This is a genomic window from Amycolatopsis methanolica 239 (assembly GCF_000739085.1).
In the GTDB taxonomy this organism is placed as follows: Bacteria; Actinomycetota; Actinomycetes; order Mycobacteriales; family Pseudonocardiaceae; genus Amycolatopsis_E; species Amycolatopsis_E methanolica.
On record NZ_CP009110.1, the window covers coordinates 6209338 to 6223839 of the forward strand.

Here is a 14502-nt window from a genome sequence, read left to right on the forward strand (position 1 = left end):
GTGGGCACCGCCACGCCTCTCGCGTTGGGCGCCCGCCCGGGCGCAGCGTCGCGGTTCCCCGCCGAGTCACGGTCCCAGCCAACACCAAATCCGCCAATCGCCGAACCCCGGGTCGATCGACTGGCAGAATCGGCCGGGTGCAGGTCGGAATGCTAGGTCCATTCGAAGTTCGCACGGACGACGGCGGCTTCGCCGACGTGCCGGGCGCCCGGCTGCGCGGGCTGCTGATCGCCCTCGCGCTGCAGCCGGGCCGCGTCGTCCCGAAGGCGGCGCTCATCGACTGGATCTGGGGCGAACAGTCGCCGTCGGACGCGGTGAACGCCCTGCAGCGCCTGGTTTCCCGGCTGCGCAAGGTCCTGCCTGCCGGGTCGGTCGAGGGGCAGACGGACGGCTACCGGCTGCGGATCGAGCCCGACGCCGTGGACGCGGTCAAGTTCGAGCGCCTCGTCGGCAAAGCTCGCGAGGACGAAGATCCGCAGCGGCTGCGCGAGGCCCTCGCGTTGTGGCGCGGCCCCGCCGTGCAGGACGTCGGCCTGACCGACAGCGGCGCCTTCGACGCCGCGGTCACCCGGCTCGAGGGGCTGCGCCTGACCGCGCTGGAAGACCGGTTCGACGCGGAGATCAGCCTCGGCCACGGCGCCGGCCTGGTCACCGAACTGACTGATCTGGTGGCCGCGCACCCGGTGCGGGAACGGCTGGTCACCGCGTTGATGCGCGCCCTGGTCGCGACCGGCCGCGACACCGACGCGCTGCTCGTCTATGAGCGCACCAGGGAAACCCTGGCCGACGAGCTGGGCGTCGACCCCTCGCCGGAGCTGTCCGCGTTGCACGTCGCGCTGTTGCGGGGCGAGGTGGAGCGGCCGACGGAGAAGCAAAAGACCAACCTGCGCGCCGAGCTGACCAGCTTCGTCGGCAAGGACGCCGAGGTCACCGCGGCCCGCGACCTCATTGGCGAACACCGGCTCACCACGCTGATCGGCCCTGGTGGCGCGGGGAAGACCCGCCTGGCCACGGAAACCGCGCGCACGCTGCTCGGCGATTTCCCTGACGGGACCTGGCTGGTCGAGCTCGCCCCGCTCGGCGCGGACGGCGACGTCGCGCAGGCGGCGCTGGCCGCGCTGAAACTGCGGGACGCGCTGCTCGGCGACGCGCCGGACGCGGACCCGGCGGACCGGGTGATCGCCGCCCTCCGCGAGCGGACGGTGCTGCTGGTCCTGGACAACTGTGAGCACGTGGTCGAGTCCGCCGCGGAGTTCGCCCACCGGGTGCTCGGCGAGTGCCGCCGGCTGCGGATTCTCGCCACGAGTCGCGAACCCCTCGGCATCACCGGTGAGGCGCTGTGGCCGGTCGCGCCGCTGGCGCTGCCCGCGGACGACGCCGACCTCGGCAAGATCGAAGCCGCCCCGGCCGTCCAGCTGCTGCGCGACCGGGCCGCCGCGGTGCGCAAGGACCTCGGCACCGACGCCCAGACGTTGTCGGCCATGGCACGCATCTGCCGGGCGGTGGATGGAATCCCGCTGGCCATCGAACTCGCCGCGGCCCGCTTGCGCACCATGTCGCTCGACCAGCTCGCCAACCGCCTCGACGACCGTTTCCGCCTGCTGACCGGCGGCAGCCGCACCGCGCTGCCCCGGCAGCGGACGCTGCGCGCGCTCATCGACTGGAGCTGGGAGCTGCTGAGCGACGCGGAACGGACCGTGCTGTGCCGGCTCTCGGTGTTCTCCGGCGGCGCGAGCCTGGAAGCGGCCGAGCGCGTCTGCGCCACCGACGAGATCGAATCGTGGGAGGTGCTGGAGCTGCTGACCGCGCTGACCGAGAAGTCGCTGGTGGTCACCGAAGGCGACAGCGCCCCGCGCTACCGGATGCTCGGCACCATCAAGGAGTACGCCGACGAGCGGCTCGCTGAAGCGGGCGAATCCGAGGCGACGCGCCGCGCGCACCTCGCGTACTTCACCGAACTCGCGGAAACCGCGGAGCCGCACCTCCTGCGCGCCGAGCAGCTGGAATGGCTCGGCGTGCTCAAGGCCGAGCACGACAACATCGCCGCGGCGATGCGTGGCGCGATCGCGGCAGGCGAAGCGGCGGGCGCGATGCGGCTCGCCGCGGCCGCGGGCTGGTACTGGTGGCTCGCCGGGCACAAGGCGGAGGGCAATGAGCTGATCCTCGCGGCCGCCACGTTGCCGGGCGAGGTGGCGGACGACACCCGCGGCGTGGTGTACGCGTTCGTGTCGGGGTTCATGACCTCCGGGCGCGGCAGCGACCAGTTCGACGCGGTGGAATGGATCCACAAGGCGTACGAGATCAGCCAGCGCGTGCCGAACCCGCCGCCGTCGCTGCGGTTCGCCGGCGCGATGGAACGCCTCCTGGCGGGGCCCGACGGAATGCTGACCGCGTTCGAGCCCCAGATCACCGACGAGGACCCGTGGGTGCGTGCGCTGGCCCGGCTGCAACTCGGGAAGATGCGGGTGCAGCTCGGCCACGGCGGCTGGGAGGCCGACACCTACCTGGAGGCGGCGCTCACCGAGTTCCGCGCGATCGGTGAACGCTGGGGGATTTCGTTTGCCCTGACCGAGCTCGCGGAGCGGATCGCCACGCGCGGCGAGTTCACCCGCGCCTGCGAGCACTACGAGCAGGCGATCGCGGTCGTCACGGAGGTCGGCGCCGTCGAAGACGTCGTGCGGATGCGGTCGCGGCAAGCCCAGCTGTACTGGGTGCTCGGCGAGGCGGAGCGCAGCACGTCCGCGATGGCCGAGGCGCAGCGGTACGCGGACCGGATCGCGTGGCCGGAAGCGCTGGCCGAGCTGGCCCTGGCGAAAGCGGACCTCGCGCGCTGGCGCGGCGACACCGAGCACGCACGCCGGGAACTCGCCACCGCGACGGAGATGCTGAGCGACAACGCGGGACGGGCTCCCGTCCGCGTGATGAAGCACGACCTCCTCGGCTACCTCGCCGAGGACCTCGACGAGGCCAGGGAACACCGCGCGGCGGCCGTCGAAGCGGCGGCCGAGGCCGGGCATCCGCTCATGATCGCCCAGACGCTGGTCGGTGCCGCGGACCTGGCGCTGCGCGGCGGAAAGCCCGAGCAGGCCGTCCGGTTGCTCGCGGCGAGCGACGCGCTGCGCGGCCTGCCGGACCGCTTGCAGCCGGACGCGCAGCGGATCGAGCAGGAAACGTGGAACCGCCTCGGTGATACGCGGTTCACCGAGGCGGCTCAGGAGGGGCGGGAGGCGAGCTGGCGCGAGCTGATCGCGGTTACGCTCGCTTCTTGAACGTGGCGGACGCCCACAGGTGGCCGACGAGCGCGATCCCGGCGCACCAGGCGAGGGCGGCGATCAGGTCACCGGTGCCAGGCGAGCCGTTGAGCAGGCCGCGCAGGGTTTCGATGACCGGCGTGAACGGCTGGTACTCCGCGAACTCGCGCAGTCCCGGCCCCATCTTGTCGGCGGGGACGATCGCGCTGCTGAAGAACGGGAGCATGACCAGCGGCACCGCCGCCATCCCCGCCGTCTCCACCGACTTGGCCGCCAGTCCCAGCGCCACGGTCAGCCAGCCGGTCGCGAGACCGAGCAGCACGACCACACCGAGCACGCCGAGCCAGTCGAGGAAGTCCGCGGACGGGCTGAACCCAAGCAGGAACGCCACGCCGACGAGCGCCGCGATGGCGAGCAGGTTGGTCAGCACGCTGGCGATGACGTGCCCGTTCAGCACCGCGCTGCGGGAGACGTCCATGACCTTGAACCGGTTGATGATGCCCTTGGTCATGTCGGAGCTCACCGCGGTCGCGACGCCGCCGAGTCCATAACAGACGGCCAGGAGCATCAGGCCCGGTGTGGCGTAGTCGACGTAGTCGACACCGACGCTGAACGCGTCGCCGAGCATGTACACGAACATCACCATGACCACGATCGGCATCAGGACCGCGTTGAAGACGGTGACCGGGTTCCGCGCGATGTGCTTGAAGTTGCGGCGCAGCATCACGAGCGACTGGTTGTTCATTTCGCGACCACCTCCGTGGTGTGGCCCGTGAGGGCGAGGAAGACGTCATCGAGGTCGGGTGTGTGGACGGTGAAGGTTTCGGCGCTGAGCGAGTGCTCGTCGAGCCGGTCGAGCAGGGCGCGCAACGACTTCGTGCCGCCGTCGCTGGGCACGCGCAGGGTCAGGGCGTCGTCGTCGCGGGTGGCGTCGGGCAGGATCCGGGCGGCCGAGTCGAGTTCGGTCGCCGTGGCGAACCGGAGCCGCACGTGGGTGCCGGGGATCTGGCGCTTGAGTTCGTCGGGGGTGCCCTGCGCGACCAGGCGGCCCTTGTCCAGCACCGCGACGCGGGTGGCCAGCTGGTCGGCTTCCTCCAGGTACTGGGTGGTGAGGAAGATGGTCACGCCGTCGGCCACCAGGCCGCGGATGATGTCCCACATCGTGCGGCGGCTGCGCGGGTCCAGACCGGTCGTCGGCTCGTCGAGGAAGATGATCCGCGGGTTGCCGACGAGCGTCATCGCCAGGTCGAGCTTCCGGCGCATGCCGCCGGAGTAGGTCGACGCGGGTTTCTGGGCCGCGCCGGTCAGGTCGAACCGGTCGAGCAGCTCGTCGACGACGCGCTTGCCGTGCTTGGCGGGGACCCGGTTCAGGTCCACCATCAGCTGCAGGTTCTCCTGGCCGGTGAGGAGTTCGTCGACGGCCGCGAACTGACCGGTCACTCCGATGGCCGCGCGCACCGCCTTGGCCTCGGTGGCGATGTCGTGCCCGGCGACGCGGACGGTGCCGCCGTCGGCCTTGATCAGCGTGGTCAGCACGTTGACGGTCGTGGTCTTGCCGGCGCCGTTGGGCCCGAGCAGGGAGAAGATGGTGCCCGCCGGAACGCTGAGATCGATCCCGTCGAGCACGACTTTGTCTTGGTAGGACTTCCGGAGCCCGGAAGCCGTGATCGCCTCTGTCATGACGACCACTTTCGGCGGCTGCCCTGACACGGACCGGTCACCGCGCTGACACGCCCGCTGACACGGCGGGCGGGCACTCTCCTACCGCGGAATCCTGGTGAGCTTGTCCGGGTTGGTCACCGAGTAGATGCCGCACACCCGGACGCCCGCCGGGGTCAGGTCGAGGACCAGCACGGCGAACGGCGAGTCGCCGGAGAACAGCTTCTCGCGGACCTTGCGGCTCACTTCGGCGTAGCCGTCCCAAGTCCGCGGGACCGCGAAGCCGAACTTGTCGAACAGGTCCGTGCGGTAGTGCAGGACCATCGGCTCGATATCGAGCGGGACGGTGTAGACCCGGCCGGCGAACGTGGCCAGGTCCAGTGCCTGCGGCAGGAGTTTCGCGCGTACGGAATCGCTGACGAGGTCGGTGATGTCCCTTGCCACGCCGTCGATCGCGTACCCGGGAACCTGCGGGTACTCGATCGTGGCGACGTCGGGCGAATTGCCCGCGCGGGCCGCGTTGCTCAGCTTCGCGTAGCCGCCGAAGTCGCCGGACGGGATCTGTTGGAAGGCCACCCGGATCCGGTTCTGTGACTTGTTGAACGCGTCGACGACCTGCTGGCTGCCTCGCAACGCGGACCAGAAGACGATGCTGACCGGCCCTCCCGGAGCCGTCTTGGGCGCTGTTGTCGACGTGCAGGCGCCGAGCGCCGTTCCCAGTGGGATGGCCAGACTCGCGGCGAGAACAGACCGTCGGCTCGGTCGACCAGGCATCGATGCCTCCTGCGATTCGGATATCGCATTCAGATCACCTGAGCGTTTTACGGTCGATAGTTTCGCTTAACACGGTCAAACGATCAGATGGCTCTGGTCGAGCCGCTGATCTTCAGTTCCGGCATCAGCTGGACGCGCCGCGGAGGGCCTCCACCAGCCATCCTGCGCAGCAACTGCTCGGCCGCCACGCGCCCCACCTCGGCCTTCGGGGGTGCGATGGCGGTGAGCGGTGTGCTGCCGAGTGCCGCGACGACGTCGTCGTAAACCACCACCGAGCAGTCACGCGGCACCTGGAATCCGGCCTCGGCCAGCCGCTCGACCAGCATCAGCGCGTCAACGTCACCATGCAGGACGGCGCCGGTGAAGCCGCGCCCGCCGACGAGGTCCGCGAGCTCCGTCTCGGTCAGCGGTGGCATGTCCTGATCGGGGCCGGCGTTCCATCACCACGGTGGGCACCGGCATGTCGGCGATCCAGCCGTAGCCCGCCTCTTCCTGCCTCGGCCGTCCGCCAGCGGGGTGCGATCAGCAAGCCGCGAACGTCGTCCGTCAGCACACGTTCGACGATCGCATGCTCGGCACTGCCCTCGACCCTGGGTGCGATGTGCAGGACCACCCGCATCCCGGACTCCTCGAGCACGGACCTCGCGCCGTGCACGGCCTCGTTCAGGTACGCGTGCCGCTCCGGGATCACGAGTGCGACCGCGCCGCCGTCCGCCTCACGTATCGGCCGCGCCGCCTTGGGCCGGACCAGCGACTTCGCCACCCCGTGCCCGCGCCGGACCTTGCCCTCGCGCGCGAGTTCTTCGACGTCGCGGCGCACCGTGACCACGGAGACCTCGAGTTCGGCGGCAAGGTCGGTGAGCCGTGCCTCCCCGCGTGACGACGGCCGCCAGAATCCTCCGGCGACGGTCCCCACCCAGCTCTCGCATACTCTACCTGTTCGTTTGACCGTTTCGACAGCGGATAGCGATCAATCACAGAGCGTCAAGGCAGGGCCGGGAAGCGATCCGCCAGGGTCGTCCAGGCACGTCAAGGCTGGTGGCCCAGTCCCGGATGACGGCAGAGCGGCTGAATAGCCAGAGCGATCGCGGCCCAGGATAAAACGCGCCGTCGTGTCCTACACCGAACACAGGAAGATCGCCGCCGCGCTCAAACCGATCTACACCGCGCCCTCCGCCGAGGCCGCCCGCCTTCGAGCTCGACGCGTTCCCCTCCTCCGGCCCCACCCCGGAGGTCCGCGAGATCATCTACACCAGCAGCGCGATCGCGACCACCTGAGGCGTCACGCCCCGCCCGCCGCAGTCGGATCCTCCGTGCCCGCGGTCCCATGCCGAGCCGCCGTGACGGAGGCGACGGCATCGATCTCGATCCGCATGCCCTCCACCAACAGCCCCGAGCACACGGCGGTCGATACCGGCCATGGCGGCGAGAAGTACTCCCGGCGGACGCTCTGGAACACGACGTAGTCCGCGGGATCGGCGATGTGGACACCCAGCCGGATCACGGAAGCGAGTGATAGTCCATGTTGTGCGAGGATCACGGACAGGTTGTCCAGCACCTGGCGCGTCTGGGCAGCCATCCCACCCACGACCACGGTCCCGGACTGGTCGAAGCCGCCTTGCCCCGAGACGAACACGAACTCGCCGACCCGCAACGACTGGCTGTACTCGGCCCCGTCCGCCCACGGGCACGGGGCCGGGGGGATGACGACGGACGCGTCAGCTGGGGGCATCGGATCTCCTTGGGCGGTATGTCGATGGTTGTGCAGGGGAACTCAGGGGGCTGGCAAGGCTCCACCGTCGGCCAGGGGCCAAGCCGTGTTGGACGCACATGATGCGACCGGCCGATCGGCTGGCGGTCACCAGATCTCGCGAACCATCTTCTTGTTCACGAACTCGTCGATGCCGTACCGCCCCAACTCCCGGCCGAAGCCCGAACGTTTGATGCCGCCGAAAGGTAGTTCGGCGCCTTCGGTACCCGCCGCATTGATGAAGACCATCCCGGCGTCGAGGCGGCGAGCGACGCGTCGGCCCTGTTCGGGGTCGCGGGTGTAGACGTACGAGCCGAGACCGAAGGGGGTATCGTTGGCCAGCACAACGGCAGCGTCCTCGGAATCGACCCGGTGGACGGCGGCGACCGGGCCGAAGAACTCCTCGCGATAGGCCAAGGACGACGACGGGATGTCGGTCAGGATGGCGGGCGGGTGGTAGGCTCCATCACGACGGCCGCGACAGGTGAGTTCGGCACCATCGTCGACAGCCTGTCGCACCTGCGCCGCGAGGCGGCGCGCAGCGGCTTCGGAGGACAGTGGTGCCACCTCCGCGGCCAGCAACTTGTCCGTGAACTTGGTCAGGAACGAGTCGTACAGTTCATCGACGACGATGAACCGTTTAGCGGCATTGCATGCCTGGCCAGCGTTCTCGAGACGTGCCGCCACCGCTGCGTCGACCGTCGCGTCGAGATCGTCGGTCCCCAGAAGGATGAACGGGTCCGACCCGCCGAGTTCGAGCACGACCTTCTTCAGGTTCCGTCCCGCGACTTCGGCGACGGCAGCGCCGGCCCGCTCCGACCCGGTCAGCGATACGCCGACGACCCGCGGGTCGGCGACGATTCCGAGCGCCTGGTCGTTGGTGGCGAGGACGGTGGAGTAAGCGCCGGGCGTGGCTCCCGCCTCGGTCACCATCTCCTGGATCGCCAGTGCTGACTCCGGGCACTGCGGTGCGGGTTTCAGGATGACTGCGTTGCCCAGCGCGAGGTTGGGTGCGGCGAATCGGGCTACCTGATAGTACGGGTAGTTCCATGGCATGATGCCCATGACCACGCCGAGAGCCTCTCGGTGGACCACGGCTGAACCGGCGGCGCCGTCGAGCAGGTCGATCGGTTCGTCGGCCAGGAACTGTTCGGCGTTGTCGGCGTAGTATCGGTAGATCGCTGCCGAGAAGTCGACCTCACCCAAGGCCTGTTCTGCGGGCTTGCCCATCTCTCTGCCGATGATGGCGGCGAGTTCGTCCCGTCGTTCCAGGTGCAGTTCACCGAGCCGAGCCACGACTTCTGCTCGCCGTCCGGCATCCAGAGCAGCCCAGACCGGGAAAGCGGCATGGGCGGCGCCGAGCTGGGCCTCGATATCGGCATCCGTGGGGTTTTCGAACTTGGCGATCATCTCACCGCTCGACGGATCGACCACGCTGAACTCGCTCAAAATTTCTCCTTGGGCGACGCCGTCGTCGGCTGTCGACGATCACAGTGAACGCCACTGCGTTCTTTCTATCTTCGCGGCGCGCGGAATGGTAGATGACTGCGGTAGCGAAAACCGGCCGCGTACCATACCCCAGTATGATTGCCTACCGTCCGGTCCATGCGGACCATTGTGTCCGACCTGGTGAGGCGCTCTGTGACCTGCAGACGGCGGAGTGAACACCTACTCTCGTATCAAAAACTCGCTCGTGTCTATCGACGACTATGAGGCGCCGCGACTGTACGGCGCCGACGGGGAGGTGACCTCATGTCGAACCTGACTGTCGGCGATCTGGTCGTTATGCGTCAGCTCTCGACCACGCCGCAGGCAGGTGAGTCGGGACTGGATCGCAAGGTCGTGTGGGCACACGTGTGCGAGTTGGCGGATCCGTGGAACTGGGTCGGCGCCGACGAGCTGCTGATGACCACGGGCATCTGCATCCCGGCCTCCCCCGAGGAACAGCGGAGGCTCATCCGGCACCTGTCCGACCGTGGAGTCGCAGGGATCGCGATCGGCGATGACCTGCAGGCACCTCCGCTGCACCCCGAGATGTTCGCCGAAGCCGACGAACTCGGTTTCCCGGTTCTCACGGTCGGCCACTCCACACCGTTCTCGGCCATCGGGCGCACGGTGGCCGTCGGCGCACAGAGTGATCAGATCGCGCGAATCGCGCGATTGAGCAAACTGTACGAAGCGATTCAGTCGCCTTCCAGGCACACCACGCTGCTCGATCGAATCTCGCGAGAACTCGGAATCGAAATGCATGTCGTCGATGTCGAGATGGCGACGGAGGTTCTCGCTCGCCGCACGACTCTGCCCCAGAGCGTCCTCAATGCGGTGACAGCGGAGGTCGACGGGCGTGTGGACCGGCTACCCACCCGGTTACGGGTGGTGGTGGACGGCACGCTGGTAGCCACCGGGTTCCCGCTGTCGACCCACCGGAAATGCATGCTGATCGCCGAAGGTCCCGGAGAGGTCGACGCCGACGCCTTCGTGCTGCTCCACAGCCAGAGCCTCGTAGCCATCGAAGTGGAGCGCCACACACGGGAACGGGAGCGCCTCGACGCCGCCGAGGAGAAACTCCTTCGTCAGATCGTGGACGGCTCGATGGGGTCCGATGTGGCACAGCCGCTCCTGGCGCAGATCGGATTGGCCGACCAACAGTGGAAGGTGGTGTGCTTCGGCGCCGAGAGCTTGCGCTTCGTCCGAGCACTCGTCGGCGATCGCTCGATCCCGAAGATGACGGTGTCGGTCGGTGAAGAGGGTTACCTGGTGCTCCCCGAGGCGGCTTTCGATTCCGTCATCGAGGCGCTTCGGCCGACCATTGACTCTATCGGGGTCTCCGCGCAGACATCGACCATCACTCGCCTCGCCGATTGTCTGCGGCAGGCACGGTGGGCGCTCCACGCAGCGCGGGCGAGCGGCAGTGGCGTCGCGGAATACTCCTCAGCGGCGCCGCTGTTCCTGCCGCGCACGCTGAGCGAGGCTCACTTCGCCACACGTGCCGTCCTCGGTGATCTGATCGACTACGACGCCGAGAACCAGTCCAGCCTGGTGGAGACCCTCGACACCTACCTCAGTTGCGACCGGCGTTGGTCCGACACCGCGGAGAAGCTGGTGATTCATCGTCAGACTCTCGGGTACCGGCTCAAGAAAATCGAGGCGTTGACCGGCCGGAGCACGAAAAGCTCGGCGGACATCTCGACGTTCTGGAGCGCGCTCGTCGCCTATCGCATCAGTCGCCGGGTATGAGGATGAGGACCGGCACCCGAGTCAGATCTCGGCGGCCACGCGCAGGGCGTCCAGTGTCGCCTCCTCGACAGTGCGGGGCGACAGGCAATCACCGACACCGTGCACTTCGAACGCCGCCTTCGCGCGGAGTTCGGCCAAGAGCGAATCGTTCTGGGCATGGCCGAGGTTGAGCACCAACCCGGAGGCATCCTCGATCAGGACCGGCTCGGAGGTCAGCGTGTTCTGCAGGTAGACGGTGTCGTCATCGGCACCGTACAGACGGGCGTTGGGCACGATCGTCACCCGCGCGCGCAACGCTGACGCGAGCATCGAGTTGCGGGTGTATTGCTGGAGGGTCTCACCCGCGCTGTAGCCGTTCACGCACAACGTGACCTTACGTCCACCACTCCGCGCGATGAGCTCGGCGACACCGAGACCGCCCCAGTCGCAGCGCCAATCGGCGACCACTATGTGGCCCTTCGGCAAGACCGCGGCGTTGGTGGTTATGACATCCCATGCGGTGACCACTGGCATCGCGTCATCGAGCTCGAGCATGTCCGGCCGGTACGGTGATGCGCCGGTCGCCACGATCACCACATCGGGCTGCTCCTGCACGAGCAGGTCCACATCGACGCTGACGCGCGTCTTGACGGTCACCCCGAATCTCTTGAGCTCATGCTCCAGATTAGTCGCGGCGCCGCCGAACTCGGACCGGCCGGGGAGCTTCTCGGCGAGTAGCACCTGTCCACCGACTCGCCCGCCCGCCTCGTACAGCACAACGCGGTGACCTCGTTGTGCGGCGATCGATGCCGCTTTCATCCCGGCTGGACCACCGCCGACCACAATCACGTACCTGCTGGTGTCTGCAGGCTTCAACGTCCCGTAGTCGAGCTCTCGTCCGGTTTCCGGTCGTTGGATACAGGAGATCGGGTAACCGAGGTGGAAGTGGCCGATGCACGCCTGATTGCAGGCGATGCAGGCCCGGATGTCGTCGACCCGCTGGTCCTGGGACTTCTGTGGCATCTCAGGGTCACAGATCAACGCGCGCGTCATGGCGCAGGCGTCCGCCGAGCCACTGCTCAGAATCGCCTCGGCCTCGTGTGGTTGGTTGATCCGCCCTGCCACAAGAACCGGAACCGAGACGGCGGCACGGATCCGCGCGGCCGATGGCGCGGTGTATGCCGCCTCGTGACTCATCGGCGGCACGATATGTGTCGAGCCGGCCAACGTCGCCGACGTTCCCTGGGTCACGTTGAAGTAGTCGAGCCCGCCGACGGCGTCGAGGCGGCGGCAGATCTCGACCACCTCGTCCTCCGACACGCCGTCGAACGAATTGTCCGACGCGGAAATACGGACACCGACCACGAAGCCCTCGCCGACCGCAGCCCTGACCGTGGACACGACCTCACCGAGGAACCGCATCCGGCTGGTCAGATCGCCGCCGTAGGCGTCGGTGCGCCGGTTGAGGGCGGGGTTGAGGAACTGGGCGGGCAGGTAGCCGTGGCTGGCGACGATCTCGACGCCGTCGAAGCCTGCGCGCGCGAGACGAACCGCCCCATCGGCGTAGCCGCGGACGATCTCGTCGATCTCGTCCTGGGCGATCGCGCGGGGCATCACGTGGAATCGCTCGTTCGGGACGGCCGACGGTGCCAGCGCGACGGGCAGCGCACCGTCTGACGACTCCATGATCTCTCGCCCGGGATGGAAGATCTGCGAGATGATCTTGCATCCGTGAGCATGAACGGCATCGGCCAGTCGTGTGTACCCCGGGATGGCGCTGTCGTCGGTCACCATCAGTACGTGCGAGGTGTAACGGGCGGATTCGTGGATTCCGGCCACTTGTGTGATGATCAGTCCCACACCACCTTCCGCGCGTGCGCGGTGGTAGGCGATCAGACGGTCGGTGACCTGTCCGTCGTGCACCATCACGGTGTCGTGCGCCGAGGAGAAGATCCGGTTCTTCAACGTCATGGACCCCAGCGACAGTGGGCTGAAGAGCGTCGGGAAGTCGGTAGGCGCCGGTGCTGTCGTCATGAGTGATCTCCTTCGTGGGCTGGGATAACGCGATCGAGGTCGATCGACGGTGAGAAGCGCGTGACTCCTGTCACGCTGAAATGTGCCGCTTCGATGACGCAGTGCGTGCGACCAGACGCCGGGTTCGTTACACCGGATCCGCGGCGAGCTCGGGCGTCTCGCCGCCGATGTGAGTGTATGCGTGCGGCCGGGCGCGACGCAGGTACACCGCCAGCCCGACACCGGAGAGTGCGATAGCGGCGATTCCCAGCTGCAGGAGCGACCCGAGAACGGTGCTGCCGCCGATGAGCAGCGGGAAGTACACCGCGACCACGCACAGCATCGACACCAGACTCAGCAATCCCAGTCCAGGCGCGATGGTCGTGGCCCACATGCTCTCGTCATGGGCATTGCGCCGGAAATACACGATGACTGCCAGGCAGGTCGCAGACATGAGCAGCAACAGCGCGTAGGCCGCGATGCCGAACATCCACGAGTAGAACTTGATGGCGTCGACCCGGGACAGGAAGGCGATCAGGATGATGGCCAGGCCGACGGCCGCGACGAGCAAGGAAGCGTTCGCCGGCGACTTGTGCTTGGGGTGGACGGCCCCGAACCGGGCGGGGAAGACTCCGTCTCGTGAGAGCGCGAAGATGTAACGGGCCAACGGATTGTGCGATGACAGCGTCGACGCCAGGATGCTGGTCACCACCATGCAGATCATGATCTCCGCCATCACATTTCCGGTGTAGAAACGGAGCCCGGCCTCGAACAGTCCCGAGGGGTTGTCGGTCGCGGCGCCGGCCGCATCGGCGGGACCGTAGAAAGTGACTAGCGCCCACGACGACATTACGTAGAACATGCCGATCAGGGCCACACCCAGGTACGTGGCGCGTGGAATGGTGCGCTGCGGGTCCTTGACCTCGGTCCGGTAGATGGCCGTCGCTTCGAAGCCGGTGAAACATGCGCAGGCGAACAGGACTCCGATACCGAGCGACCCGGACAGAAATGCTCCAGGCGTGAACGACTGGACCTGCCACCCGTTCGGGCCGCCGGTAGCGGCGACCGCGACGTTGAAGGTCATCACGAGGACGACTTCGATGATCATCATGATGCTGAGCACCTTCCCGGACAGTTCCACGTTGAAGTGGCCCAGGGTCGACACAATCGACCAGAGAAGGAGGCCCCAGAGGCACCACGGAACGAATTCCAATGCGCTCGTAAACGACGTGAGCAGTGTTGCGAAAGCAGTGCTGAAGAAGGCGTAGTTGCCGACCAAGAGCGCCAGATAGGCGAGCATGGCGATGAAGGAGGCGCCCAGACCAGCTGGACGACCGAGCCCACCGGTGATGTAGGCGTAGAACGCTCCCGTTCGCGGGAAGTTGCGGACCATCGTGGTGAACCCGACCGAGAAGAGAAGGAAGGCCAGTGTCACGAAGACGAAGACCAGCGGAGATCCCGCTCCGTTGCCCTCCGAGATCACCAGCGGCATCCAGCCGGACACCGACGCCAGTGGCGACGCCAACGCCAAGACGGTGAGGATGAGCTTGGGCGTGTTCAGCCGCCCGGACAATTTGGCGGTAGGGTGTGTCGGGCTGGTCGGCGAGACTTGGGTGAGCGTATCCGGTGTATCGGTCATGGTGTCTCCGTACAGATGTTTCAAAGGATGTGTTCGACAGAGGCGCCATCGGATGGTCGACGGTGGCCATCCCTTGCAGCGAGTACCGGTCGCTGACCCGACCGGATGGAGGCGTGCGGGATCGCAGATCGTGCGACGCGCGCACTGGGGCCACCGACTCATCGGTCATGGTCAGCGTGGTGGCGGAGTGATCTTCCGTA

11 protein-coding genes are annotated in these 14502 nt (G+C 67.6%); 2 read left to right on the forward strand and 9 right to left on the reverse strand.

The window, feature by feature from the left end; genetic code table 11:
* The first annotated feature begins 137 nt into the window (after positions 1–137).
* On the forward strand, positions 138–3269 hold the full coding sequence (locus tag AMETH_RS30145) for an ATP-binding protein (protein ID WP_017984950.1): 3132 nt from the start codon (positions 138–140) through the stop codon (positions 3267–3269).
* Here AMETH_RS30145 and AMETH_RS30150 read toward each other — a convergent pair.
* The 7 genes from AMETH_RS30150 to AMETH_RS30175 form a co-directional block, all read right to left on the reverse strand.
* Positions 3253–3996: an ABC transporter permease gene (locus AMETH_RS30150; RefSeq protein WP_017984951.1), complete on the reverse strand. Its 744-nt coding sequence runs from the start codon at positions 3994–3996 to the stop codon at positions 3253–3255. The genes AMETH_RS30145 and AMETH_RS30150 overlap by 17 nt on opposite strands.
* Positions 3993–4931 carry a daunorubicin resistance protein DrrA family ABC transporter ATP-binding protein gene (locus AMETH_RS30155; protein WP_017984952.1) on the reverse strand — a complete coding sequence of 313 codons (939 nt, stop codon included), beginning with the start codon at positions 4929–4931 and terminating at the stop codon, positions 3993–3995. The genes AMETH_RS30150 and AMETH_RS30155 overlap by 4 nt, the downstream gene beginning before the upstream one ends.
* An 81-nt stretch (positions 4932–5012) precedes the next feature.
* Positions 5013–5543: an ABC transporter substrate-binding protein gene (locus AMETH_RS30160; protein WP_017984953.1), complete on the reverse strand. Its 531-nt coding sequence runs from the start codon at positions 5541–5543 to the stop codon at positions 5013–5015.
* Positions 5544–5767: 224 nt separating this feature from the next.
* Positions 5768–6100: a substrate-binding domain-containing protein gene (locus tag AMETH_RS41010; RefSeq protein ID WP_156131740.1), complete on the reverse strand. Its 333-nt coding sequence runs from the start codon at positions 6098–6100 to the stop codon at positions 5768–5770.
* A complete protein-coding gene (locus tag AMETH_RS41015) occupies positions 6088–6600 on the reverse strand; it encodes a DeoR family transcriptional regulator (RefSeq protein ID WP_156131741.1) in 513 nt (170 codons plus the stop codon). Before AMETH_RS41015 ends, AMETH_RS41010 begins: the two co-directional genes overlap by 13 nt.
* A 366-nt stretch (positions 6601–6966) precedes the next feature.
* On the reverse strand, positions 6967–7416 hold the full coding sequence (locus tag AMETH_RS30170) for a RidA family protein (RefSeq protein WP_017984954.1): 450 nt from the start codon (positions 7414–7416) through the stop codon (positions 6967–6969).
* A gap of 126 nt (positions 7417–7542) precedes the next feature.
* Positions 7543–8883, reverse strand: coding sequence for an aldehyde dehydrogenase family protein (locus AMETH_RS30175; RefSeq protein ID WP_017984955.1), 1341 nt, complete (start codon positions 8881–8883; stop codon positions 7543–7545).
* Between the two features lie 303 nt (positions 8884–9186).
* On the opposite strand from AMETH_RS30175, the gene AMETH_RS30180 reads away from it, so the two are divergent.
* Entirely contained in the window at positions 9187–10671 is a 1485-nt protein-coding gene (locus AMETH_RS30180; RefSeq protein ID WP_017984956.1) for a PucR family transcriptional regulator, read from the forward strand.
* Positions 10672–10692: 21 nt separating this feature from the next.
* Here AMETH_RS30180 and AMETH_RS30185 read toward each other — a convergent pair whose 3' ends face one another.
* Both AMETH_RS30185 and AMETH_RS30190 read right to left on the reverse strand, forming a co-directional pair.
* Positions 10693–12684, reverse strand: a complete 1992-nt coding sequence (locus AMETH_RS30185) for an oxidoreductase (protein WP_017984957.1) — start codon at positions 12682–12684, stop codon at positions 10693–10695.
* A 127-nt stretch (positions 12685–12811) separates the two neighbouring features.
* Positions 12812–14302 carry an APC family permease gene (locus AMETH_RS30190; RefSeq protein WP_017984958.1) on the reverse strand — a complete coding sequence of 497 codons (1491 nt, stop codon included), beginning with the start codon at positions 14300–14302 and terminating at the stop codon, positions 12812–12814.
* Positions 14303–14502: the final 200 nt, after the last annotated feature.

Coding starts and splice junctions, on each gene's coding strand:
- AMETH_RS30155 (WP_017984952.1), bottom strand. CDS start 4,931: ATGACAGAGGCGATCACGGCTTCCGGGCTCCGGAAGTCCTACCAAGAC.
- AMETH_RS30180 (WP_017984956.1), top strand. CDS start 9,187: ATGTCGAACCTGACTGTCGGCGATCTGGTCGTTATGCGTCAGCTCTCG.
- AMETH_RS30150 (WP_017984951.1), bottom strand. CDS start 3,996: ATGAACAACCAGTCGCTCGTGATGCTGCGCCGCAACTTCAAGCACATC.
- AMETH_RS30190 (WP_017984958.1), bottom strand. CDS start 14,302: ATGACCGATACACCGGATACGCTCACCCAAGTCTCGCCGACCAGCCCG.
- AMETH_RS41010 (WP_156131740.1), bottom strand. CDS start 6,100: ATGCCACCGCTGACCGAGACGGAGCTCGCGGACCTCGTCGGCGGGCGC.
- AMETH_RS30185 (WP_017984957.1), bottom strand. CDS start 12,684: ATGACGACAGCACCGGCGCCTACCGACTTCCCGACGCTCTTCAGCCCA.
- AMETH_RS30170 (WP_017984954.1), bottom strand. CDS start 7,416: ATGCCCCCAGCTGACGCGTCCGTCGTCATCCCCCCGGCCCCGTGCCCG.